We start from the raw sequence: 22,269 nt of genomic DNA on the forward strand, positions 1-22,269 counted from the left end.
GTGCGCAGCATCCCATCGAGAGACCCAACTGAGAGAACATAGGCTGACAAACGTGTCCATCACACCCGTCGAATCGTCGTCGCGACTGAGCGTGCGCGGAGCGCGCGTTCACAACCTGCACAACGTCGACCTGGAGATTCCTCGCGACGCCCTCGTGGTGTTCACGGGCCTCTCGGGGTCGGGCAAATCGTCCCTCGCGTTCGACACGATCTTCGCGGAGGGCCAGAGGCGCTACGTGGAGTCGCTCTCGGCATACGCGCGCCAGTTTCTCGGCCAGGTCGACCGCCCGGATGTCGACTTCATCGAGGGCCTCAGCCCCGCCGTGTCGATCGACCAGAAGTCGACCAACCGCAACCCGCGGTCGACCGTCGGCACGATCACCGAGATCTATGACTACATGCGCCTTCTCTGGGCGCGCATCGGCATCCCGCACTGCCCCCAGTGCGGCGAGCCGATCCAGAAGCAGACCGTGCAGCAGATCGCTGACCAACTGATAGCGCTCGAGTCAGGCACGCGCTATCAGGTCGTGGCGCCCGTCATCTCGCAGAAGAAGGGGGAGTTCGTCGACCTCTTCCGCGAGCTGGCCGCATCCGGCTACTCGAGGGCAATCGTCGACGGCGAGGTCATCCAGCTCAGTGCTCCTCCCACGCTGAAGAAGCAGGTCAAGCACGACATCTCGGTCGTGGTCGACAGGTTGGTCGCGGCAGACGACATCCTCAATCGGCTCACCGACTCCCTCGAGACGGCGCTCCGCCTCACCGACGGGCTCGTCGCCGTGAACTTCGTCGACGAAGAGGGGGATGCCGCGTGGCGCAGCTTCTCCGAGAAGCTCTCCTGCCCCAACAACCACCCGGTCCAGCTGACCGAGATCGAGCCTCGCACCTTCTCGTTCAACGCGCCATTCGGCGCGTGCCCCGAGTGCTCGGGCTTGGGCACACGCATGGCAGTGGACTCCGAGTTGCTGCTCGGCGACCCCGCCCTGAGCCTCGCTGACGGCGTCATCCTGCCGTGGACCCAGAGCGGCAAGGGACTCTACAACTACTTCCAGCGTCTGTTGGAGGGTCTCGCCCGCGACCTCGATTTCTCGCTGAAGACACCATGGGAGGAGCTAGACCCCTCAGTACAGGAGGCCGTGCTCCGCGGGAACGACTTCCAGGTGAGCGTCAAGTGGCGCAACCGCTTCGGTCGCGAGATGAAGTACACGACCGGCTTCGAGGGCGTCATTCCCTACATCGAGCGCAAGTTCCTTGAGGCCGAGACGGATTCGGCGCGGCAGCGCTTTGCCAGCTACCTGCGCGAGATCCCGTGCGCCGTGTGCAACGGAAAGCGTCTCAAGCCAGAGGTCTTGGCCGTCACAGTACAGGGGCAGAGCATCGCCGACGTCGCGGAGCTCAGCCTCACCGATGCCTACGGCTTCATGCACGACCTCACGCTGACCGAGCGCGAGGCCCACATCGCAGCCGCCGTGCTGCGGGAGATCCGGGCGCGTCTCGAGTTCCTGCTCGAGGTGGGGCTCAATTACCTGAACCTCGCACGTTCGGCCGGCTCGCTCTCGGGAGGCGAGGCGCAGCGCATCCGCCTGGCGACCCAGATCGGCTCGGGGTTGACCGGTGTGCTGTACGTGCTCGATGAGCCGAGTATCGGCCTCCACCAGCGCGACAACCGTCGTCTCATCGAGACGCTCGTCAAGCTCAAGAACCTCGGCAACACGCTCATCGTCGTCGAGCACGACGAAGACACGATCCGCACGGCCGACTGGGTGGTCGACATCGGCCCAGGAGCGGGCGAGCATGGCGGCAAGGTCGTGCACTCCGGCTCGTACGACGACCTCCTGGTGAACGACATGTCGGTGACGGGGGACTACCTCTCCGGCCGCAGGAGCATCGCGGTTCCGCAGTCCCGACGCCCTATCGACCCCGAGCGCCTGCTGAGGATCGAGGGAGCACGGGCGAACAACCTCAAGGACGTGACGGCCGAGATTCCGCTCGGCACCCTGACTGCCATCACGGGTGTCAGCGGCTCCGGGAAGTCGACGTTGATCAACGACATCCTCTACAAGGTCCTGGCCAACGAGCTCAATGGCGCTCGGCAGATCCCAGGCAAGCACACGCGCGTTCGCGGGCTTGAGAGCCTCGACAAGGTGGTCCACGTCGACCAGGCGCCCATCGGGCGCACGCCGCGCTCGAACCCCGCGACCTACACGGGCGTCTTCGACCGCATCCGCACTCTCTTCGCGGAGACGGCAGAGGCGAAGGCACGCGGTTACCTGCCGGGTCGTTTCAGCTTCAACGTCAAGGGTGGCCGATGCGAGAACTGTTCCGGCGACGGCACCATCAAGATCGAGATGAACTTCCTGCCAGACGTGTATGTCACCTGCGAGGTCTGCAATGGTGCTCGCTATAACCGCGAGACCCTCTCGGTGCACTACAAGGGCAAGAACATCGCCGAGGTGCTCGAGATGCCGATCAGCGAGGCGGCGGAGTTCTTCCAGGCGATCGGTGCGATCCACCGCTACCTCATGACCCTTGTCGATGTCGGGCTCGGATACGTGCGCCTCGGGCAGAGCGCGACCACGCTCTCGGGCGGTGAGGCCCAGCGCGTCAAGCTGGCCACCGAGTTGCAGCGGCGCTCAAGCGGCCGCAGCATCTATGTGCTGGATGAGCCCACGACGGGACTCCACTTCGAAGACGTGCGCAAGCTCCTCCTCGTGCTCGACGGCCTCGTCGAGAAGGGCAACACGGTGGTTGTGATCGAGCACAACCTTGATGTCATCAAGTCGGCGGACTGGATCATCGACATGGGCCCAGAGGGCGGCGCGGGAGGCGGCCAGGTCATCGCGACCGGCACGCCAGAACAGGTCGCCGGTGCTGAGGTGAGCCACACGGGCCGCTTCCTTCGGGAACTCCTCCCTGCGGCATCCGTCGAAGCGGCAGTGGCCGCGGGCCGCGCCAAGACGCCGCGCAAGAAGCCGGCCCGCGCGACGGGTTCCACCACGAAGACAGCGGCAGCAGGCGCCAAGGCGCGAACCGCACGGTCGGCTCGGTGAGACTGCGGGCCGCGTGAGTCGAATGCATGAGTGACACGGTCTCGTACAGGCCCAAGGCGGGGGAGATTCCCACACAACCGGGCGTGTACCGGTTCAGGGATGCCCAGCAGCGGGTGCTCTACGTGGGCAAGGCGAAGAACCTTCGTGCGCGTCTGAGCAACTATTTCGCACCGCTCGCGAGCCTGCACGAACGGACGCGGCGCATGGTGACGACGGCGACATCCGTCGAGTGGACCGTCGTCGCGAGCGAGTTCGAGGCACTCCAACTCGAGTTCACGTGGATCAAGGAGTTCGACCCGCCCTTCAACGTGCAGTTCCGGGACGACAAGTCCTACCCCTACCTTGCGATCACGCTCCAAGACGACGTGCCCCGCGTGCTCGTGACCCGCAACAAGGGAATCCGGGGTGCCAGGTACTTCGGCCCGTACACGAAGGTCGGCGCGCTCCGCGAGACGGTCGACCTCATGCTCAAGGCCTTCCCGATGCGCAGCTGCACGGACACGATCTATCGGCGCGCCGAGCAGTCGGGTCGGCCGTGCCTCCTCGGCGACATCGGCAAGTGTTCCGCGCCCTGCGTCGGACGCGTGTCGAAGGGGGAGCACAAGTCGATCGCGCTCGACTTCGCGTCGTTCATGGCGGGGCAGGACAAGCGCTATGTGGCGGAGCTCACCAAACGGATGACCGAGGCGGCCGAACGGCAGGACTACGAGGCCGCCGCTCGCTACCGCGACCAGCGCAGCGCACTCGAAACGGTGCTCTCCAAGAACACGATCGTGCTCTCCGATTCGATCGACGCCGACATCTTCGGAATCGCCCACGACGAACTCGCGGCGGCAGTGCAGCAGTTCTCAGTGCGCGGTGGTCGCATCCGGGGCGTGCGTAGCTGGGTTGTCGACAAGGAACTCGACGTAGAACTGCCCGACCTGGTCGAGTCGGTCATCCAGAAGGCGTATGGCGACGACACGGAGCCACCCCGCAGGGTCATCGTGCCCGCGCTTCCCGCTGACGCGACGGAGCTTGAGCACTGGCTCGCCACACGCAAGTGGGAACTCAGTGGCCGCAGCGCACGCATCGCGCTGTCGGTCGCGAGGCGCGGTGAGCTGGCCGCCCTCGCCCAGACGGTCGACACCAACGCCAAGAACTCGTTGATCCTCTACAAGACCCGCCGAAGCGCAGACTTCACGTCTCGATCGCAGGCGCTTGCTGACATTCAGGAGGCGCTCGGGATGGGGGAGGCGCCACTCCGCATGGAGTGCTTCGACGTCTCGCACCTCTCGGGCACCAACATCGTGGCCTCCATGGTCGTCTTCGAGGATGGCCTGCCTCGCAAGGACCAGTACCGCCGGTTCAGCATCAAAGAGGCAGCTGACGACACCGAGGCGATCGCCGATGTGCTGCGTCGCCGCCTCTCGCACCTCGATGAGGAGGACGACGAACCGGCGACTGACGGTGCTCGAGCGACGAAACGATTTGCATACCGCCCCAACCTCCTGATCGTGGATGGTGGCCAGCCTCAGGTTGCGGCGGCAGCCGCCGTGCTTCGAGAGCTCGGCGTGACCGACATCGCGCTCTGCGGCATCGCGAAGCGGCTCGAGGAGGTGTGGCTGCCCGACACGGACTTCCCAGTCATCCTGCCGCGCAACAGCGATGCCCTCTTCCTCATCCAGCGGATCCGTGATGAAGCACACCGTTTTGCGATCTCCTTCCAACGCCAGCGACGCAAGCGTGACATCACGACCGTCCTCAGCGAGATCCCTGGCGTCGGTCCGTCGCGCGTCAAGGAGCTCCTGCGGCACTTCGGCTCCGTCGCGCGCCTGCGCGAGGCATCCGTCGACGACATCTCGCAGGTCAAAGGCGTGGGGCTGGTCGTGGCGACGGCGATCCATTCGCGCCTGCGTGAGTCCCCGGGAGGTGCGCAGGGTGGGTAGGCTTGGAGCGCACGAGACGGCGAGGGGATGAGGGCGACCGGAATGGCGGAGGGATCCGAACGACAGGAAGTCCTGATCGTCACCGGCATGTCCGGCGCAGGCCGCTCCACGGCGGGGAACGCGCTGGAGGATCTCGGGTGGTACGTCGTCGACAACCTTCCGCCCCAGATGCTTCGCCCCCTGGTCGAACTTGCTGGAAGAGCGGGGAGCAACCTGCCCCGCATCGCTGCAATCGTCGACGTTCGCGGCGGGCGCCTGTTCTCCGACCTCGCTGAGACTATCGATATGCTCAGCTCCAGCTCGACCGTGCGTGTCATGTTCCTCGACGCGACGGATGCCGCGCTGGTCCGCCGCTTCGAGCAGGTGCGACGCCCGCACCCACTGCAGGGCAATGGCACGCTGCTCGACGGAATCTCGGAGGAGCGGTCCCGCATGCTCGAGATCCGCGAGAAGAGCGACTTCGTCATCGACACCTCGGATCTCAACATCCACCAGTTGGCCACGGTGGTCACCGAGACCTTCGCGCCGGGAGGCACTCCCGGCGTGAAGACGACCGTCATGAGCTTCGGCTTCAAGTACGGCGTGCCGACCGACGCCGACCTCATCGTGGACATGCGCTTCCTGCCCAACCCGTTCTGGATTCCTGAACTGCGATCCCAGAATGGATTAGACGATTCGGTCAGGTCCTTCGTGCTCGCGCAGGAAGGGGCACAGGAGTTCCTTGACGCCTATGTTCGGGCGCTCGAGCCCGTGCTCGCGGGCTACCAGCGCGAGAACAAGCGGCACGCCACCATCGCGGTCGGCTGCACGGGTGGAAAGCACCGCTCGGTCGCTGCGGCGGAGGAACTGGCACGCAGGCTCTCCTCGCTGCCGAACGTGGCCACCAGTGTCAAGCACCGCGACCTCGGTCGTGAGTAGACGGGCATCGCCCCGCCTCACGCATCTCATTTCTCTTCACAGACTGCACGAAAGGATTCGCCCGTGGCTCTCACCGCCGATGTCAAGGAGGAGCTCACCGGAGTCGAGGTGAGCAAGACCAGCGTTCGCGCCGCGGAGCTGTCGACGATCCTCCGGTTCTCGGGTGGACTCCACACGATCTCGGGGCGCATCGCGGTCGAGTCGGAGGTCGATAGTCCCGCGCTCGCCCGCCGCGTCCGCAAGGACCTCGCGGAGCTCTACGGGGTTCGCGGGGACGTGGCCGTCATCCCAGCGAACGGCATGCGCAAGGCGAGCAGCTACCTCGTGCGCGTGCTCGACGGCGAGACGCTCGCTCGCCAGACAGGCCTCCTCGACGCGCGGCGTCGCCCGATCCGCGGCCTGCCCAATCGGCTCACGACCGGTTCCCGCGAGGATCTCGCCGCCATTTGGCGCGGGGCATTCCTCGCGCAGGGCACCCTCACCGACCCGGGCCGCTCGGCGGCCCTCGAGGTTGTTTGCCCCGGCAACGAGGCGGCCATGGCGCTGGTTGGTGCCGCATCTCGGCTCGGCATTGCTTCGAAGGCGCGCGAGGTCCGCGGCGTGCACCGCGTCGTCATCCGGGACGGCGAGGCGATCAGCGCGATGCTCATCACGATGGGCGCCGTCGAGACGGTGACGGCATGGGAAGCGCTGCGCCAACGCCGCGAGGTGCGCGCAACCGCGAACCGACTCGTCAACTTCGATGACGCCAACCTTCGCCGCTCGGCCCAGGCCGCCGTCGCGGCGTGCGCCCGGGTCGAGCGTGCCCTCGAGATCCTCGGCGAGGACATCCCCGAGCACCTGCGCTACGCAGGCGAACTCCGCCTGCGCTTCCGCGAAGCCAGTCTCGACGAGCTCGGCCACCAGGCTGAGCCTCCCATGACGAAGGATGCCGTTGCCGGCCGGATCAGACGGCTCCTCGCGATGGCCGACAAGAAGGCCGAGGAGCTCGGCGTTCCCGGCACCGACGCCAACCTGCCGCCGGAGTACGAGGACGCGTAGACTGGCGAACATCCCCCTGTGCGCACGAATTCTGTGCGCAGCGGTAACACCCCAAGGAGAAGTAAATGGCTGAATACACCCTTCCCGAACTTCCGTACGACTACGCAGCGCTTGAGCCGAGCATCAGCGCCACCATCATGGAGCTTCACCACAGCAAGCACCACCAGGCGTACGTGACGGGTGCCAACACCGCGCTTGCGCAGCTGGCCGAGGCCCGCGACAAGGGCGACCTCGCCAACGTCAACAAGCTTGAGAAGGACCTGGCGTTCAACCTTGGCGGGCACGTCAACCACTCGGTGTTCTGGACCAACATGTCCCCGGATGGCGGCGACAAGCCCACTGGCGAGCTTGCGGCCGCGATCGACGACAACTTCGGCTCCTTCGAGAAGTTCCAGGCGCACTTCACGGCGACCGCGCTCGGCGTGCAGGGCTCCGGTTGGGCCGTCCTCGCTTGGGACTCGATCGGCCAGCGCCTCGTCATCGAGCAGCTCTTCGACCAGCAGAGCAACGCAGCACTCGGCACCGTGCCGGTCCTCATGCTCGATGTCTGGGAGCACGCGTACTACATCGACTACAAGAACGTCCGTGCCGACTACGTGAAGGCGTTCTGGAACATCGTCAACTGGCAGAACGTCCAGCAGCGTTTCGAGACGGCTCGCACGTCGACCTCGGGCCTCATCGTTCTCTCCTAGCACCTTGTCGCGGCCGGGCCTTCTGGCCCGGCCGCTCCTACTCTCATATTGCTTGACTCGCTCGGCGCCACGAAGGCCGTGCTCAGCACAACTGGCAACACTGTGACACCGCACCACTGTTCCCTACCTTCCCGCCACGAAGACCACGACCTGGTCATCGGGGCATAGTCAGACAGGAGTCTCCATGAGCGTCAAAATCGGCATCAACGGCTTCGGCCGCATCGGCCGCAACTACTTCCGCGCCGCCCTCGCACAGGGCAGCGACCTTGAGATCGTCGCGGTCAACGACCTGACGGACAACGCGACCCTCGCTCACCTCCTCAAGTACGACTCGATCACGGGTCGTCTCGACGCAGAGGTGTCGCTCGAGGGCGACAAGATCATCGTCGGCGGCAAGTCCATCGCCGTGATGGAGGAGCGCGACCCGGCAAACCTCCCGTGGGGCGACCTCGGTGTCGACATCGTGATCGAGTCCACCGGCTTCTTCACGAAGGCGGAGGCGGCCCGCAAGCACCTGGACGCAGGCGCCAAGAAGGTGCTCATCTCCGCGCCGGCCTCCGGCGAGGACGCTACCTTCGTCATGGGTGTCAACCACGAGTCCTACGACCCGGCAAACCACCACATCATCTCCAACGCCTCGTGCACGACCAACTGCCTTGCGCCGCTCGCGAAGGTCTTCAACGACAATTTCGGCATCGAGCGCGGCCTTATGACGACGGTGCACGCCTACACGGCTGACCAGAATCTGCAGGACGGTCCGCACAAGGACCTGCGTCGTGCCCGCGCCGCCGCTGTCAACATCGTCCCGACCTCGACGGGGGCCGCCAAGGCGATCGGCCTCGTGCTGCCCGAGCTCAAGGGCAAGCTCGACGGCTTCGCTCTGCGCGTTCCCGTGCCGACCGGATCGATCACCGATCTCACGGTCACGGCGAGCCGCACGGCATCCATCGATGACATCAAGGCGGTCTACCGCGAGGCGGCAGAGGGTCCGCTCAAGGGCATCCTCAAGTACACGGAGGACCTGATCGTCTCGAGCGACATCGTCACCGATCCGCACTCGTCGATCTTCGACTCCGACCTGCTGCGCGTCATGGGCGACCAGGTGAAGCTGTCCGCCTGGTACGACAACGAGTGGGGCTACTCGAACCGTCTCGTCGACCTGACGGAGTATGTCGCGGCTCGCCTCAACTGACCCGCAGCGTCAGCACAGTCTCCGGCTCCGTCACCTCTAGAACGAATTGAGAAGATCCGCCAAATGACCCTCCGAACGCTCGACAGCCTTGGTGAGCTCGCAGGCAAGACCGTCATCGTGCGGTGCGACCTGAACGTGCCGCTCGATGAAGGCCGAATCACTGACGATGGGCGCATCCGTGCCTCGCTCTCCACCCTGCAGCGCCTGCTCGACGCGGGGGCGAAAGTGGTCGTGGTCTCCCACCTCGGTCGCCCCAAGGGCGCTCCCGACCCGGCCTTCAGCCTCGCACCCGTGGCCGCGCGCCTCGGTGAACTGCTCGGCAAGGACGTCGTCTTCGCGGACGACACCGTGGGGGAGTCAGCCAAGGCCGCCGTGGCGGGGCTCGAATCCGGGGGGATCGTACTGCTCGAGAACCTGCGGTTCTCGCCGGAGGAGACATCGAAGGATGACGGCGAGCGTGCGGCATTCGCTGCGCGTCTCGCCGCCTTCGGTGACGCCTTCGTCTCCGACGGCTTCGGCGTCGTGCACCGACGCCAGGCCAGTGTGTATGAACTCGCGAAGGCACTACCGAGTGCGGCGGGGCTCCTGATCGAGGCGGAGCTCAACGTGCTCGACCGGCTGACCGAGCGTCCGACGCGCCCGTACACGGTCGTGCTTGGGGGCTCGAAGGTCTCCGACAAACTCGGCGTCATCGGGCACCTGCTCCCCAAGGTCGACACTCTTCTCGTGGGAGGCGGCATGATGTTCACCTTCCTCGCCGCACAGGGGCACAGCGTGGGCTCGAGCCTCCTCGAGGAGGATCAGCTTGATAACGTGCGCGGCTACATTGCGGAGGCGGAACGACGCGGGGTGCAGATCGTCGTGCCCAGCGACGCTGTCGTCGCGTCGCACTTCGGAGCGGACGCGCGCCACGAGGTAAGGCCCGCCGACCAGCTCGAGAGCACCGAGTGGGGCGAGAAGGGCATCGGCCTCGACATCGGGCCGGAGACTGCACGCCGCTTCGCCGAGGTCATCGCCTCGTCGAAGACGGTCTTCTGGAACGGCCCCATGGGTGTCTTCGAGATCGACGCCTTCGCAGCAGGCACGAAGACGGTTGCCCAGGCACTCACTGAGGTCGATGGGCTCTCAGTGGTCGGGGGTGGCGACTCCGCAGCAGCGGTTCGTGCGCTCGGGTTCGACGACGCACAGTTTGGTCACATTTCTACTGGCGGGGGTGCGAGTCTCGAGTTCCTCGAGGGCAAGTCCCTGCCCGGCTTGGAGGTACTCGGATGGCAGTGACACAGGGCAAGAGCGGCGGTCGTACTCCGCTCATCGCCGGCAACTGGAAGATGAATCTCGACCACCTCCAGGCGATCGCCTTCGTGCAGAAACTTGCATGGAGCCTCAAGGACGCTCGCTTCGACTTCGATGACGTCGAAGTCGCCGTCTTCCCGCCGTTCACAGATCTGCGCTCGGTGCAGACGCTTATTTCGGCCGACAAGCTGTTGCTCAAGTTCGGTGCACAGGATGTCTCGGCTCATGACTCCGGCGCGTATACAGGCGAGGTCTCAGGAGCGTTCCTGTCGGCACTCGACTGCAACTACGTGATCGTGGGCCACTCGGAGCGCCGTACGCTGCACCTCGAGACTGACGAGCAGGTCGGCGCCAAGGCGCTGGCTGCGATCAAGCACGGACTCGTTCCGGTGATCTGCGTCGGCGAAACTGCCGATGACCTTGCCGAACACGGTCCAAGCGCGGTTCCCGTCGCACAGCTCACCGCCGCGCTCGAGAATGTCGCCGAGGGCGCAGACATCGTCGTCGCCTATGAGCCGGTCTGGGCCATCGGCTCGGGACAGGCTGCAACACCAGAACAGGCTGAGCAGGTTGCGGCCGCGTTGCGCGATGTCGTGCGGTCCCGCCTCGGCGACGAGGCGGGAGCAAAGACGAGGGTGCTCTACGGTGGATCCGTCAAGGCCGCGAACATCGCCTCATTCATGCGGCAGCCGAACGTCGACGGAGCTCTCGTCGGTGGCGCAAGCATCCAGGTCGAAGAGTTCGCGAGCATCTGCCGCTACAAGGCTCACGTCGGCACCTGACGTCCTACACCCACACTGATCGGGTCGCGGGTTATACTGGTCAACGGCTTACGCGCTCCCGAAAGCGCTTCACCGTGCCGGCGCGCATCCACCGAAAGGCTTCACGTGCAAATCCTCCAGGTACTGTTCCAGGTGGTGCTGGGAATCACCAGTGTCCTCCTGACGCTCCTCATCCTCCTGCACAGGGGGCGTGGCGGTGGGCTTTCCGACATGTTCGGCGGCGGGGTCACTTCGAACCTTGGAGCGTCGGGTGTCGCTGAGCGAAATCTCAACCGCTTCACCGTCATCCTTGGTCTGGTCTGGCTCACGTCCATCGTGGTCCTCGGCCTCATCACCAAGTTCGACTCGGCAGTCTAAGGAGTAATCGTGGCGTCAGGTGGCAGTGCAATCAGGGGCTCCCGGGTAGGAGCCGGCCCCATGGGGGAGCAGGACCGGGGTTTTCACGCGGAGCGCATCCAGGTGCACTACTGGTGTGGCAGCGGGCACCAGCTGAGCCCCTACTTCCTCGCGACGATCGAGCCTGAGGAGATTCCCGAGCAGCTTGACTGCCCGAACTGCGGCGCGCCCGCTGGTCGTGACAAGGAGAACCCGCCGCAGGTCGCGAAGCTCGAGCCGTACAAGACGCACCTCGCGTACGTCAAGGAGCGCCGCACTGAGGAAGAGGCCGTGGCCCTCCTCGAGGAAGCACTCCAGCAGCTCCGTGCTCGTCGGGGCACCGTCAACTCCTAGCACTGAACGAGGTTCGCGTTGCCTCGGCAACGCGAACCTCCTCAGTACGAGTCGACGATCAACTCACGCGGCACATCCGCTGCTGCGTCCTCATCGACGAAGAACACCGTCTCGAGCACGCCCTTGACTCCCGCGACCGGCACCAGGTCGCGACTCGCTCCCGCAAGCGCCAGCCCGATTGGTGAAGCCTTGTCTGCGCCTGCCAGTGCGAGCCAGATCCGCTCTGAGGAGTTGATGACGGGCAGGGTCAGGCTGAGTCGCTCGGGTGGCGGCTTTGGTGAATTTCGCACCGCGACGACCGAGTCCTGCGCATTGACCTGCTCGAAATGCGGAAACAGCGAAGCGACGTGGCCGTCAGGACCTACGCCGAGGAACGTCACGTCGAAGGCCGGTGCGGCGCCCCCATTACTTGCGTGGCGTGCGAGCTCGCCCCGGTACAGGAGGGCGGCATCGTCGAGCGCGACCCCAGCATCCGCCGCCGGGAAGCGGTGTACGTTGCTGGCGGGAATCGCTACGCGCGTAAGCAGCGCCACGTCGGCCTGGTGGTCATTCCGTTCTGTATCCCCGGATTCGAGCCATCGCTCGTCCCCCCACCACACGTGCACTCGCTCCCATTCGAGGGCGCCTACTTCGGCGTGTTCGGCGATGGCGCCGAGCACCGCGATACCGACACTCCCGCCCGTGAGGCAGACGTGCACGGTCGGGCGACCCTCGAGGACTGCCCGCACGACGGACACGAAACGGCCCGCCACGGCTTGGATGAGCTGGTCCTTCGATTCGTGGACGACTACAGCCTTGTTGGGCACGCTCACTCCTTCCTGGTCGGCGTCGCGAGGGCGCTGAGCCCCTCCTGCAGGACGGAGCCGAAGAGCTTGTCGGGGCTCAACCGACGGAGCTCCTCCGCGAGGCAGTCGCGAAGTCCGCGTCGCGGCAGCGAGATGTCGTGCACGGGCTGACCCGGCTGCGTCAGGGTCGCGACGGGCGGCTCGATACGCTCGAGCGTGATGTCGCCCGAAGCACGAGTGAGCGTCACGCCGTGGATCCCCACGTCGCCCGGTCGAGTGATCTCAACCGTGACAGGAACCTCGAGCTGCCGCTGCAGCCACGCAGCCAACAGCAGCGTGGAGGGGGACTCGGATGAGCCGCGAACGTGCACGGCCGTTACGGGCTCATAGGGCGGCTGGTCCAGCACTGCGGCGAGCTGGCCCCTCCACAGGGTGAGGCGCGTCCACGCGAAGTCGGTGTCGCCGGGCGCATAGCTCGCACTGCGCGACCGGAGGAAGGCCGCGGGATCGGGCTGCGCCGCGGCATCCGTGATCCGTCGCTGCGCGATCCGCCCGATGGCAGATTCCGAGACGACCTCGGGCGTGCGGCCCGGCCACCATGCGACGACGGGTGCGTCAGGCAGGAGGAGGCCCATCACAAGGCTCTCTTCGCTTCGTGCGATGTCGCCGTAGGCCCGCAGCACGATGACCTCGCTCGCGCCCGCGTCGCCGCCCACCCGGATCTGCGCGTCGATGCGTGCGCTCGAATCGGCATCACCCTCCGGGGGAGTGGAGACGACGATGACGCGCATTGGATGCTCGCGGGAGGCATCATTGGCTGCCTCGATCGCCTCTTCCTCTCGCCCGATCTCGGTGGCGATGACGAGCGTGAGCACCCTGCCGAGGGCCACCGCCCCGCCCTCCTCCCGGATGCGGACGAGGGCCTTCGAGATGGCGCTTCCCGTGGTGTCTGGAAGATCGACGATCATGGACGCCTCCACTGTCGGCCGTCGCGAGCGAGCAGTTCATCCGCTGAGGCAGGACCCCAGGTGCCGGGCCGGTACTGCTCAGGCGGTCCCTGTTCGGCCCAGTACTCCTCGATGGGATCGAGGATCTTCCAGGAAAGTTCGACCTCCTCGTGGCGGGGAAAGAGGGGCGGGTCGCCCAGGAGCACATCGAGGATGAGCCGCTCGTAGGCCTCAGGGCTCGCCTCCGTGAAGGCGTGACCGTAGCCGAAGTCCATCGTCACGTCGCGCACCCGCATGCTCGTGCCGGGAACCTTCGAGCCGAAGCGGATCGTGACCCCCTCGTCGGGCTGCACCCGGATGACGAGGGCGTTCTGGCCGAGCGAGGTGGTCTGGTCCTCAGCGAAGAGCGTCTGCGGCGCACGCTTGAAGACCACCGCGATCTCGGTCACGCGCCTGCCGAGGCGCTTGCCGGCGCGCAGGTAGAAGGGAACCCCGGCCCAGCGCCTCGTGCCGATGTCGAGCCGGATTGCTGCGTAGGTCTCCGTCTCCGACTGCGGGTTCATGCCATCCTCCTCGAGGAAGCCGACGACCTTCTCGCCGCCCTGCCAGCCGGCGCTGTACTGCCCGCGCGCGGTGACCGTGCTGAGGTCGGAGGGCAGGGAGACCGCGGAGAGCACCTTCTCCTTCTCGACGCGAAGGTCGGCGGCGTTGAAGGAGATGGGTTCTTCCATCGCCGTGAGCGCGAGCAGCTGCAGGAGGTGATTCTGGATGACGTCGCGTGCCGCGCCGATGCCGTCGTAGTACCCGGCGCGCCCTCCGACGCCGATGTCCTCGGCCATCGTGATCTGCACGTGGTCGACGTAATGGCCGTTCCACAGCGGCTCGAAGAGCTGGTTGGCGAAGCGCAGTGCCAGGAGGTTCTGCACCGTCTCCTTGCCGAGGTAGTGGTCGATGCGGAACACCGAGTCGGGCGGGAACACCGACTCCACGACGCTGTTGAGTTCTCGGGCGGTCGTGAGGTCACTGCCGAACGGCTTCTCGATGACGACCCTCCGCCATCCCTCACCAGACTGCTCGGCAAGGCCGGAGCGACGAAGCTGCTCGGTGACGATGGGAAACGATTTCGGAGGAATCGACAGATAGAAGGCGTGGTTGCCCATCGTGCCCCGTTCGCGGTCGAGCGCGTCGAGGGTTCTCTTCAGTTCGGCGAAGGCTTCGTCGTCGTCAAAGTCTCCCTGCACGAAGCGGATGCCCTGGGCCAACTGCGCCCACACGTCGTCGTCGAACGGGGTGCGCGCGTGCTGCTTGACTGCTTCGTACACCTCGCGTTCGAAGTCCTCGTCCTCCCATTCCCGCCGCGCGAAGCCGACGAGGCCGAAGCCGGGAGGAAGCAGTCCGCGGTTGGCGAGGTCGTAGACGGCTGGCATGAGCTTCTTGCGCGAGAGGTCGCCCGTGACACCGAAGATGATGAGGGCGCTCGGTCCGGCGATTCGACTGAGCCGCCGGTCGCTCGCTAGTCGCAGTGGATTGAACTCGGGGGTGATCTCCACCGGCATCAGCGAATCGCGTCCCGGATGGCGGTGAGGCCGCGCTCGATGTCGCGCACGGTGAGTGTCAGCACGGGGCGCCCGTGATCTTCGAGCACGCTCGCGTCGCCCGCAGCCTGGGCACGGAGCAGCATGCCGAAGGTGAACGGCCGGTCGGGGATCTCGAGGTCATGCTCGCCCTCGGTCACGATCTGCAGGAAGACACCGTTGGCCGGCCCCCCCTTGTGGTACTGGCCGGTCGAGTGCAGGAACCGTGGTCCCCAGCCGAAGGTCGTGGGGCGTCCCGTCCGAGCCGCGATGCGATCGCGAAGCTCAAGGAGTTCGGGGTGCGCTGCACGGTTGGCGTAGGCGTGCACGGCGACGTAGCCGTCGCTCGGCACTGCCTCGAGCAGGCGCGTCACAGCCGCGTCGAGCGTAGTTTCGCCCGCCGTGACGGCGGAGGTTCCGCGCACCTCGACCCCGGCATCAACGAAGGCTGGTTCCGGTGCCTCAGGCTGGGCATCGAGGAGACCCCGCGTGGCGGTCTTTGCCGATTCGACGTCCGGCTGGTCGAACGGGTTGATACCGAGCAGCCGTCCCGCGACTGCCGTCGCATACTCCCAAACGAGGATTTGCGCACCGAGCGTGCCGCTGATTTCGACCTCGCCCTCGATCACATCCCGCGTCTCCTTGGCACTCTCGACGAGGCGAACGACCTGCACGTCATCGGGGCGGCTCGTGAGCTCGGGGGAGTCTGTGCCAAGCACGATCGGCAGGATGCCCTTGCCCTCCTTGCCCGTGGACTCCGCGATGAGCTGCTCAGCCCAGTCGGCGAAACCCACGATGTAGGTACCGTCGGCGACGATCGCCAGCTTGTCGCGAAGGGGACGGGTGCCCGCCATGACGGCGCCGAGGATGAGCGCGGGATTCTCCTCGTGGTCGACCGCGAGGCGACCTGCGACCGAGGAGGCTTCGTCGAGCAGCGCCGCGATGTCGACGCCCGCGAGCCCCGAGGGCACAAGCCCGAAGGCCGTGAGCGCCGAGTAACGGCCGCCCACGTTGGGGTCTGCATTGAATACGCGGTACCCCGCCGCGCGAGCGGACTCGTCGAGGGGGGAGCCGGGATCCGTGACGATGATGATGCGGTCGACGGGGTCGATGCCTGCGTCACGGAAGGCCTGCTCATAGGCACGCTTCTGGCTGTCGGTCTCGACGGTCGAACCGGACTTCGAGGAGACGACGACCGCCGTCGCCTCGAGCCGCTCGCCGAGTGCCGCAGCGACCTGGCTCGGCTCGGTCGCGTCGAGCACGGTCAGGGGAGCACCCGCCGTGCGTGTGATGACCTCGGGGGCCAGGGAGGAGCCGCCCATGCCGCACAGCACGATGTGGTCGACCCCGTTCTCGCGCAGGTGGTCGCGGAGTGCGAGGATGTCGTCGACAAGACCCTCGGAGACCACGACCGCCTCGGTCCAGCCGAGCCGCTTCGACGACTCGTCCTCGGCCTCGCGGCCCCACAGCGTTGCATCCTGCGCCGTGATCCTGGAGGCCACGAGGTCGGCCACGAGCTGCGGCACGACACGCTCGACCGCGGCCGCAGCGGCCCCGCTGACCGCGATGTCGAAACTCATCGCGCGGCCTCGAGGGCAGCTCCGACGGTGTCGAGCAGCTCGTTCCACGACACGATGAACTTGTCGACGCCCTCCGATTCGAGCACGTTGGTGACCTCTTCGTAGGAGATGCCGAGTGCGTCGATCTCGTCGAGCACCTCATTCGCCTCGGGGTAGGAGTTCGTGATGGTGTCGCCGCGGATCACGCCGTGGTCGAAGGTCGCCTCCATGGTCTTCTCCGGCATCGTGTTGACGACGTTGGGTGCGACGAGCTCGACGACGTATGCGGTGTCGGGCAGCGCCGGGTCCTTCACGCCGGTCGAGGCCCAGAGGGGCCGCTGGATGTTCGCGCCAGCCGCCAAGAGTCCCTTGGCCCGTTCGGTCTCGAAGGACTGCTCGAACACCTGGTAGGCGAGCCGTGCATTTGCGATCCCGGCCTTGCCCTTGAGGGCGAGGGCCTTCTCGCTGCCGTTCTCCTCGAGTCGACGGTCGATCTCGGTGTCGACGCGCGACACGAAGAAGGAGGCAACGGAGCGGATGGTCGACAGGTCGACGCCCTCGGCACGCGCCTGCTCGAGCCCCGTCAGGTAGGCGTTGATGACGTCGCGGTAGCGCTCCAGGCTGAAGATGAGGGTGACGTTCACGCTGATGCCGGATGCCGTGAGCGCGGTGATCGCTTCGAGCCCCTCGACGGTCGCGGGAACCTTGATCATCGCGTTGGGCCGGTTCACCTTCTCCCAGAGCTGGCGCCCCTGCTCGATCGTGCCGGCCGCGTCGTTGGCGAGGCCGGGCTCGACCTCGATCGAGACGCGACCGTCCATGCCGTCTGTCGCGTCGTAGACGGGGCGAAGGATGTCGCAGCCAGCAGCCACGTCATCCGTCGTGATCTCGAACACCGCGGTCGTCACGTCGACGCCCGAGGCTGCCAACGCGGCGACCTGTTCGTCGTAGGCGTCGCCCTTTGCGAGTGCCGTCGCGAAGATCGTGGGATTCGTCGTGACGCCAACGACGTGCCGTTCGTCGAGGAGCGTCTGGAGCGCACCGGAGGAGATGCGCTCCCGGGAAAGATCATCCAGCCAGATGCTGACGCCGGCTGCGGAGAGTTCTGCAAGGGGATTGGTGGTCATGACTTCATCTTCCGCTCGACTTCTGTGGGGGTGTTGAGAGCTTGAACTCGCGTGATGCTCAGCCTGCAGCCTTGAGCGACTCGTGTGCGGCCGCGACGGCGTGCTCGGTCGTCATACCGAACTCGCGGTAGAGCGTCTTGTAGTCGGCAGAGGCGCCGAAGTGCTCGATCGAGACGGAGCGACCGGCGTCACCCACGTACTGGCGCCACGTGAGGTCGATGCCGGCCTCGATCGACACCCGTGCGCGAATCGATGCGGGGAGCACCGACTCGCGGTAGGCCTCGTCCTGCTCCTCGAACCATTCGAGGCACGGGGCGGAGACGACCCGCGCGTTGATGCCCTCTTCGCGCAGCTTCTCGCGTGCGTCGACCGCGATCTGCACCTCGGAGCCGGTCGCGATGAAGATCACGTCGGGCGTTCCGCCGGGGGCCTCAGCGAGCACGTACGCGCCGCGCGAGACGTTGCGGGCGGAGGCGAGGCTGTCGCCGTCGGCATCGCCCTCACCGCGCTCGAACACGGGCACGTTCTGGCGCGTCAGCGCGATGCCAGCCGGGCCCTCGCGGCGCTCAAGGATCGTCTTCCAGGCCCACGCGACCTCATTGGCATCCGCGGGACGCACGATGTCGAGTCCGGGGATCGCGCGCAGCGTTGCGAGCTGCTCGATCGGCTGGTGAGTCGGCCCGTCCTCGCCGAGCGCGACGGAGTCGTGCGTCCAGACGAAGATCGACGGCGCCTTCATGAGGGCAGCCAGGCGCACCGCGGGACGCATGTAGTCGCTGAAGATGAGGAAGGTGCCGCCGTAGGGGCGCGTGTTGCCGTGCAGCACGATGCCGTTCAGGATCGCCGCCATGGCGTGTTCACGGATGCCGAAGTGCAGCACGCGCCCGTAGGGGTTGCCGCTCCATTCCTCGGTCGAGCGGTGGGCGGGCACGAAGGAGGCAGCGCCCGCGATGGTCGTCAGGTTCGACTCGGCGAGGTCGGCGGAGCCGCCCCACAGTTCGGGGATGACGGCGCCCAGGGCACCGAGGACCTTGCCCGATGCTGCGCGCGTCGAGACATCCTTGCCGGACTCGAAGGAGGGGAGAGCCTCGTCGACACCGTCCGGCAGTGCTCCCGTGAGCACGCGGTCGAGCAGCTGCTTGCGCTCGGGATTCGCCTGCGCCCAGGCGTCGAACTGCTCCTGCCACTCCGCGTGCTGCGCCTGGCCGCGCTCGACCGCCTGGCGGGTGTGCGCGATGACCTCGTCGGAGACCTCGAAGGTCTTCTCGGGGTCGAAGCCGAGCACCTGCTTGGTGGCGGCGAGCTCCTCGGCGCCGAGTGCCGAGCCATGGATCTTGCCCGTGTCCTTCTTGTTGGGGGCGGGCCATCCGATGATCGTCCTGAGCACGATGAGCGAGGGCTTCGTCGTCTCGGCCTTCGCGGCCTCGATCGCGGCGTGCAGTTCCTCGATGTCCTCGTGGTAGTCGCCGTTCTTCTTCCAATCGACGACCACGACCTGCCAGCCGTAGGACTCGTAGCGTGCCTGCACGTCCTCGGTGAAGGCGATGTCGGTGTCGTCCTCGATCGAGATCTGGTTGCTGTCGTAGATGACGACGAGGTTGCCGAGCTCCTGATGTCCGGCGAGGGAGGATGCTTCGCTCGTGACACCTTCCTGCAGGTCGCCGTCGCTCGCGATGACGTAGACGTGGTGGTCGAAGGGGCTCGTGCCCGGCGCCGCCTCGGGATCGAAGAGGCCACGCTCGAAGCGGGATGCGTAGGCGAAGCCGACGGCCGAGGCAAGGCCCTGGCCGAGCGGGCCGGTCGTGATCTCGACACCGTCTGTGTGGCCGTACTCCGGGTGTCCCGGGGTCTTCGAGCCCCAGGTGCGCAGCGCCTTCAGGTCGTCGAGCTCGAGGCCGTAGCCACCGAGGTAGAGCTGGACGTACTGCGTGAGCGAGGAGTGACCCGCCGAGAGGATGAAGCGGTCGCGCCCGATCCACTCAGTGTCGCTCGGGTCACGCCGCATGACCTTCTGGAAGAGGAGGTATGCCGCCGGCGCGAGGGACATCGCGGTGCCCGGGTGACCGTTGCCGACCTTCTCGACAGCATCAGCCGCAAGGATACGCGCGGTATCCACGGCAAGGTTGTCGATGGGGTCCCACTGGAGAGCTGCCACGTTGTTCTGACCCTTCTGACGCAGGTTTGCGTGCGCGACCGACGCGGTGCGCATCCGTAATGCACCCGCCCTGGCGACTCCGGCCGGCCCGCGTGCGACGTCGCCACGGTGCGATCGATTCAGGTGAGTCGCCTCGAACGTGGGGGGAGGCGCTCCCAAGTATAGGGAAAGGTGCGGCCGCGACATGGGAACCGGGCCTCTCGGAGGGATCGCAGGGCGCCAGCGGTGAACTAGACTGGTTCATTGGACACAGCAGAGCCGTTAGAGGAGCGATGAACGCAACCGTAGACACCCCGATCCGACAGGAACGGGCCCGCGGGATCGCAAAGGCCCGCGCCTATCTCGCCCTCACGAAACCCCGCGTGATCGAGCTGCTGCTCGTCACGACCGCCCCCGTCATGATCCTGGCGCAGGGCGGCATCCCGAACCTCTGGCTCATGCTGTGGACGCTCGTCGGTGGTGCACTCAGCGCTGGAGCGGCCGGGGCATTCAACTGCTACATCGACCGCGACATCGACCGGGTGATGGCGCGCACGAGCAACCGTCCGCTCGTGACCGGCGCACTCAGCGACCGCGAGGCGCTCATCTTCTCGTGGGTGCTGACCTTCCTGTCGATCGGCGTGCTCTACTTCGCGACCAACTGGCTCGCCGCCGCGCTCTCCGCCGCGGCGATCTTCTTCTACGTCGTCGTCTACTCGCTCATCCTCAAGCGCCGCACCTCGCAGAACATCATCTGGGGCGGCATCGCGGGCTGCTTCCCCGTGCTCATCGGGTGGGCCGCCGTGACGGAGTCGATCAGCTGGTCGCCACTGATCCTCTTCCTCGTCGTCTTCCTGTGGACGCCGCCCCACTACTGGCCGCTCTCCATGAAGTACCGCGCCGACTATGCGAGCGCCCAGGTGCCCATGCTCGCCGTGATCCGCGGTCGTGCGCAGGTGGGCCTACAGACGATCCTCTACGCGTGGGCGACCGTCGGATGCTCACTCCTGCTGATTCCCGTGCACCCCATGGGACTCACCTACACGCTCGTGGCGCTCGGTTCGGGTGCCTGGTTCATCATCGAGTCGCACCGTCTCTACAACCGGGCCATCCGCGGTGAAGAGGCCAAGCCCATGAAGCTCTTCCACGCGTCGATCACCTACCTGACGCTCGTCTTCGTCGCCGTGGGCGTCGACCCGCTGCTGCCCTTCTAGACCCGCTGCTGCCCTTCTCGGCGGGCCGTTGCTCTAGGCGGGCCGCTTGAGCCTCAGCACCACGACGACATAGGTCGCGGCCGACAACGCGGCAAGCACCATGTGGATGCCGACGAGCAGGGCGGGGAGTCCCTCGCGGGCCTGGATCACGCCGACGATGACCTGCAGAACGATGATCGCGGCGAGTACGAGGAGCCAGCGGCGCGGCTGAAGGTGCTGGATCCATGCAGCGACCGAGAGCACCAGCACGAGCGCGGCGAGCACGTAGCCGGGCCACGAGTGGACGTGGGCGAGCACGGTCGCGTCGAAGCCTTCACGGATGACATTCGCATCACCCGAGTGCGGGCCCGAGCCAGTCGTCAGCACGCCGAAGAAGATGGTGGCGGCGAGGGCAAGCCCCGTGACGTGGGTGGCGATGGCGAACCATGTCGGCACGGCGCGCTCCCGAGGGCCGGCGACCGTCGTCAGCCGGACGAGGTAGGCGGCCGTGACCGTCACGAGAAGCACGGATGCCACGTAGTGGAAGCCAACAATGAATGGGTTGAGCTGCGTGAGCACCGTGATGCCGCCTACGAAGGCCTGTGCGACGACGCCGATGAGCACGATCCAGGCCAGGACGGAGAGGTCACGTCGATCCGGGGTTATGCGCACAGAACGCACGGCCCCGATGATCGTCACCAGAAGGAGTGCGGCCGTGAAGAACGGGAAGCCCTTGTCTCCCTCGAACCCAAGGAGGGAGGCGACGGTCCAGGCCACGCCACCGGCGCCGAGAGCACCCGCGGCGAAGACGAGCGCCGAGGAGAGAGACCGCCGCCCGCCCAACGCGCGGAGCGTCAGGAGGAGCACGACGATCGCGAGGATGCCGACGAGGCCCGTCAGGGTGCGGTTGCCGAACTCGATGACGCCGTGGAAGCCCTGCTCCGCGGTCGGCACGAGGGACTCCGGAGTGCAGAGCGGCCACTCCGAACATCCGAGGCCCGAACCCGTGAGGCGCACGGCACCACCGGTCGCGATGATGAGCACCTCAGCACAGAAGGAGGCCCACGCGGCGATGCGGATGCCGCGGCCCAGGGGGGCGGGGACGCTGCCGATGAACCCAGGGTGACGGACTTCGCTAGACGACTGGCGGTTCACTGGCAACTTTCTCGTTTCGGCAGCGGCACCCTATAGAATTGACGGGTTCATGAACACAGCCAATGCCGGGGTGTCAGCGCAGACATACGGGGTGCATCCCCGTTCCTCCTGTTCATTCTAGGCAGGCAGCTCGGGCACGATGCTTCGCGCATCCGATCCTGCGATTGACCCCGC

Annotated in this window: 18 protein-coding genes; 11 read left to right on the top strand and 7 right to left on the bottom strand. The window is 66.4% G+C overall.

The window, feature by feature from the left end:
* Positions 1–52 precede the first annotated feature (52 nt).
* The 10 genes from uvrA (at position 53) to ACIQK7_RS11835 (ending at position 11,621) form a co-directional block, all read left to right on the top strand.
* Positions 53–3,046 (top strand): excinuclease ABC subunit UvrA, encoded by a 2,994-nt coding sequence (gene uvrA / locus ACIQK7_RS11790; RefSeq protein ID WP_403024997.1) that lies wholly within the window; start codon positions 53–55, stop codon positions 3,044–3,046.
* A 26-nt stretch (positions 3,047–3,072) separates the two neighbouring features.
* On the top strand, positions 3,073–4,974 hold the full coding sequence (uvrC, locus tag ACIQK7_RS11795; protein WP_403024999.1) for an excinuclease ABC subunit UvrC: 1,902 nt from the start codon (positions 3,073–3,075) through the stop codon (positions 4,972–4,974).
* A gap of 42 nt (positions 4,975–5,016) precedes the next feature.
* Complete coding sequence (rapZ, locus tag ACIQK7_RS11800) at positions 5,017–5,892, top strand: RNase adapter RapZ (RefSeq protein WP_403025001.1); 876 nt, start codon at positions 5,017–5,019, stop codon at positions 5,890–5,892.
* 63 nt (positions 5,893–5,955) lie between these two features.
* Positions 5,956–6,933 carry a DNA-binding protein WhiA gene (gene whiA, locus ACIQK7_RS11805; RefSeq protein ID WP_325210581.1) on the top strand — a complete coding sequence of 326 codons (978 nt, stop codon included), beginning with the start codon at positions 5,956–5,958 and terminating at the stop codon, positions 6,931–6,933.
* Between the two features lie 65 nt (positions 6,934–6,998).
* A complete protein-coding gene (locus ACIQK7_RS11810; RefSeq protein WP_403025004.1) occupies positions 6,999–7,625 on the top strand; it encodes a superoxide dismutase in 627 nt (208 codons plus the stop codon).
* Between the two features lie 184 nt (positions 7,626–7,809).
* Positions 7,810–8,817: a type I glyceraldehyde-3-phosphate dehydrogenase gene (gene gap / locus ACIQK7_RS11815; RefSeq protein WP_403025007.1), complete on the top strand. Its 1,008-nt coding sequence runs from the start codon at positions 7,810–7,812 to the stop codon at positions 8,815–8,817.
* A gap of 63 nt (positions 8,818–8,880) precedes the next feature.
* The gene (locus ACIQK7_RS11820; RefSeq protein WP_403025010.1) at positions 8,881–10,095 is read left to right on the top strand and encodes a phosphoglycerate kinase; all 1,215 of its coding nucleotides are present in this window, start codon (positions 8,881–8,883) and stop codon (positions 10,093–10,095) included.
* Entirely contained in the window at positions 10,086–10,892 is an 807-nt protein-coding gene (gene tpiA, locus ACIQK7_RS11825; protein ID WP_403025013.1) for a triose-phosphate isomerase, read from the top strand. Before ACIQK7_RS11820 ends, tpiA begins: the two co-directional genes overlap by 10 nt.
* Positions 10,893–10,997: 105 nt before the next feature.
* A complete protein-coding gene (gene secG, locus ACIQK7_RS11830; RefSeq protein WP_147721226.1) occupies positions 10,998–11,249 on the top strand; it encodes a preprotein translocase subunit SecG in 252 nt (83 codons plus the stop codon).
* A 9-nt stretch (positions 11,250–11,258) separates the two neighbouring features.
* Complete coding sequence (locus tag ACIQK7_RS11835) at positions 11,259–11,621, top strand: RNA polymerase-binding protein RbpA (protein ID WP_147905594.1); 363 nt, start codon at positions 11,259–11,261, stop codon at positions 11,619–11,621.
* 41 nt (positions 11,622–11,662) lie between these two features.
* Here ACIQK7_RS11835 and pgl read toward each other — a convergent pair whose 3' ends face one another.
* The 6 genes from pgl to tkt are packed head-to-tail and all read right to left on the bottom strand — an operon-like array spanning position 11,663 to position 19,768.
* On the bottom strand, positions 11,663–12,427 hold the full coding sequence (pgl, locus tag ACIQK7_RS11840; RefSeq protein WP_403025017.1) for a 6-phosphogluconolactonase: 765 nt from the start codon (positions 12,425–12,427) through the stop codon (positions 11,663–11,665).
* Between the two features lie 2 nt (positions 12,428–12,429).
* Positions 12,430–13,374, bottom strand: coding sequence for a glucose-6-phosphate dehydrogenase assembly protein OpcA (locus ACIQK7_RS11845; RefSeq protein WP_403025020.1), 945 nt, complete (start codon positions 13,372–13,374; stop codon positions 12,430–12,432).
* Positions 13,371–14,909, bottom strand: a complete 1,539-nt coding sequence (gene zwf, locus ACIQK7_RS11850) for a glucose-6-phosphate dehydrogenase (protein ID WP_403025023.1) — start codon at positions 14,907–14,909, stop codon at positions 13,371–13,373. Before zwf ends, ACIQK7_RS11845 begins: the two co-directional genes overlap by 4 nt.
* The gene (locus ACIQK7_RS11855) at positions 14,909–16,507 is read right to left on the bottom strand and encodes a glucose-6-phosphate isomerase (RefSeq protein ID WP_403025025.1); all 1,599 of its coding nucleotides are present in this window, start codon (positions 16,505–16,507) and stop codon (positions 14,909–14,911) included. The genes zwf and ACIQK7_RS11855 overlap by 1 nt, the downstream gene beginning before the upstream one ends.
* Positions 16,504–17,613: a transaldolase gene (tal, locus tag ACIQK7_RS11860; RefSeq protein ID WP_403025028.1), complete on the bottom strand. Its 1,110-nt coding sequence runs from the start codon at positions 17,611–17,613 to the stop codon at positions 16,504–16,506. Before tal ends, ACIQK7_RS11855 begins: the two co-directional genes overlap by 4 nt.
* Positions 17,614–17,671: 58 nt before the next feature.
* Complete coding sequence (gene tkt, locus ACIQK7_RS11865) at positions 17,672–19,768, bottom strand: transketolase (protein WP_403025031.1); 2,097 nt, start codon at positions 19,766–19,768, stop codon at positions 17,672–17,674.
* 272 nt (positions 19,769–20,040) lie between these two features.
* On the opposite strand from tkt, the gene ACIQK7_RS11870 reads away from it, so the two are divergent.
* Positions 20,041–20,961 (top strand): heme o synthase, encoded by a 921-nt coding sequence (locus ACIQK7_RS11870; protein WP_403025033.1) that lies wholly within the window; start codon positions 20,041–20,043, stop codon positions 20,959–20,961.
* 33 nt (positions 20,962–20,994) lie between these two features.
* On the opposite strand, the gene ACIQK7_RS11875 is transcribed toward ACIQK7_RS11870, so the two are convergent.
* On the bottom strand, positions 20,995–22,053 hold the full coding sequence (locus ACIQK7_RS11875; protein WP_403025700.1) for a heme A synthase: 1,059 nt from the start codon (positions 22,051–22,053) through the stop codon (positions 20,995–20,997).
* Positions 22,054–22,269: the final 216 nt, after the last annotated feature.

It is taken from the genome of Salinibacterium sp. GXW1014 (assembly GCF_044769865.1).
Classification (GTDB): Bacteria; Actinomycetota; Actinomycetes; order Actinomycetales; family Microbacteriaceae; genus Homoserinimonas.

What these genes read in the sequence shown, in the direction of transcription:
- tal (WP_403025028.1), bottom strand. Translation starts at nt 17,613, where the DNA reads ATGACCACCAATCCCCTTGCAGAACTCTCCGCAGCCGGCGTCAGCATC.
- ACIQK7_RS11845 (WP_403025020.1), bottom strand. Translation starts at nt 13,374, where the DNA reads ATGATCGTCGATCTTCCAGACACCACGGGAAGCGCCATCTCGAAGGCC.
- ACIQK7_RS11870 (WP_403025033.1), top strand. Translation starts at nt 20,041, where the DNA reads ATGAACGCAACCGTAGACACCCCGATCCGACAGGAACGGGCCCGCGGG.
- uvrC (WP_403024999.1), top strand. Translation starts at nt 3,073, where the DNA reads ATGAGTGACACGGTCTCGTACAGGCCCAAGGCGGGGGAGATTCCCACA.
- ACIQK7_RS11810 (WP_403025004.1), top strand. Translation starts at nt 6,999, where the DNA reads ATGGCTGAATACACCCTTCCCGAACTTCCGTACGACTACGCAGCGCTT.
- ACIQK7_RS11855 (WP_403025025.1), bottom strand. Translation starts at nt 16,507, where the DNA reads ATGAGTTTCGACATCGCGGTCAGCGGGGCCGCTGCGGCCGCGGTCGAG.
- gap (WP_403025007.1), top strand. Translation starts at nt 7,810, where the DNA reads ATGAGCGTCAAAATCGGCATCAACGGCTTCGGCCGCATCGGCCGCAAC.
- zwf (WP_403025023.1), bottom strand. Translation starts at nt 14,909, where the DNA reads ATGCCGGTGGAGATCACCCCCGAGTTCAATCCACTGCGACTAGCGAGC.
- rapZ (WP_403025001.1), top strand. Translation starts at nt 5,017, where the DNA reads ATGGCGGAGGGATCCGAACGACAGGAAGTCCTGATCGTCACCGGCATG.
- ACIQK7_RS11820 (WP_403025010.1), top strand. Translation starts at nt 8,881, where the DNA reads ATGACCCTCCGAACGCTCGACAGCCTTGGTGAGCTCGCAGGCAAGACC.
- tpiA (WP_403025013.1), top strand. Translation starts at nt 10,086, where the DNA reads ATGGCAGTGACACAGGGCAAGAGCGGCGGTCGTACTCCGCTCATCGCC.